The sequence below is a fragment of the Bradyrhizobium sp. PRIMUS42 genome, assembly GCF_023006515.1.
In the GTDB taxonomy this organism is placed as follows: domain Bacteria; phylum Pseudomonadota; class Alphaproteobacteria; order Rhizobiales; family Xanthobacteraceae; genus Bradyrhizobium.
Map to the genome: position 1 here is coordinate 1 of NZ_JALBGZ010001291.1, position 926 is coordinate 926.

A 926-nucleotide genomic window follows, 5' to 3' on the forward strand; every position below is an offset into this window, starting at 1 on the left:
CTCGCTGCTGGCCGGGGCCGCCGTCCTGATCCCGGCCTCGCTCATGGTCGAGCAGCCCTGGACGCTGTCGCCCTCGCAAAGTTCAGTGTTGGCGCTGCTCGCGCTCGCCGTGTTCTCGACGGCCGCAGCCTTTGCGATCTATTTCCGCCTGATCCAGACCCTGGGCTCGGTCGGCACCACCGCGCAGGCCTATCTCCGCGTGCCTATCGGTGTCGCCATCAGCGTCGCCCTTCTCGGCGAGAGCCTGAGCCGGACTGCCTGGATCGGGCTAGCCTGCGTCGTCCTCGGCGTCGCCGCCATGACAATCCCGGCCCGGCGGCAGGCAAGCGTCAAACCGTCATAGGGGGACGGGGGCTCCGAGGCCACAATATTAAGGATAACCGGCGGCCCGAGGCATGTTTCCCCCGGGCGGCAATACGTCGTATATTGGGTCTCCAGTAGCCCGGTCCCCCCAAGACACGAATGTCCGCCGAATTGACGCCGACCCCTGAGAAAAAGCGAACCTTCTCGCTCTCCATCGGCCAGCTCACCTTCGGCAGCTTCCTGCTCGTGCTGGCGGTGATCATCGTCACATCGACCGCGAGCGTGATCGCGATCCGGCACATCGATACGACCTTTGCCGAGCTGCAGCGACTCCAGAGCGTCGGCGACCTCGCCGAGGACATCGACCGCCGCATGAACGAACTGCGTCTGGCCGCGCGCGACTTCGTCACCGATCCCGGCGCCGGCACCCAGTTCCAGCAGGTCGGCGAGGCGGCCTCGACGCTCAGCGACATCCTGAAGAAGACCCGCATCGAGCTCGCGCCCGAGCAGCAGGACATGATCGACGGGGTCACCGAGCGGCTTGCGACCTATCGCACCGGCCTCGAGCGGATCTCGACCCTGATCGATCGTCGCGCCCAGCTGCTCGCCAACCTGCCGCCGCT

At 66.6% G+C, this 926-nt stretch carries 1 protein-coding gene and 1 pseudogene; both read left to right on the top strand.

The genetic code is table 11. From position 1 onward, the window contains the following. On the top strand, positions 1-343 hold a 343-nt coding region (locus MOV75_RS39795), incomplete at its 5' end, for an EamA family transporter (RefSeq protein ID WP_247008322.1). Positions 344-462: 119 nt separating this feature from the next. Continuing rightward, a pseudogene (locus tag MOV75_RS39800) lies at positions 463-926 on the top strand (histidine kinase); the annotation flags it as partial.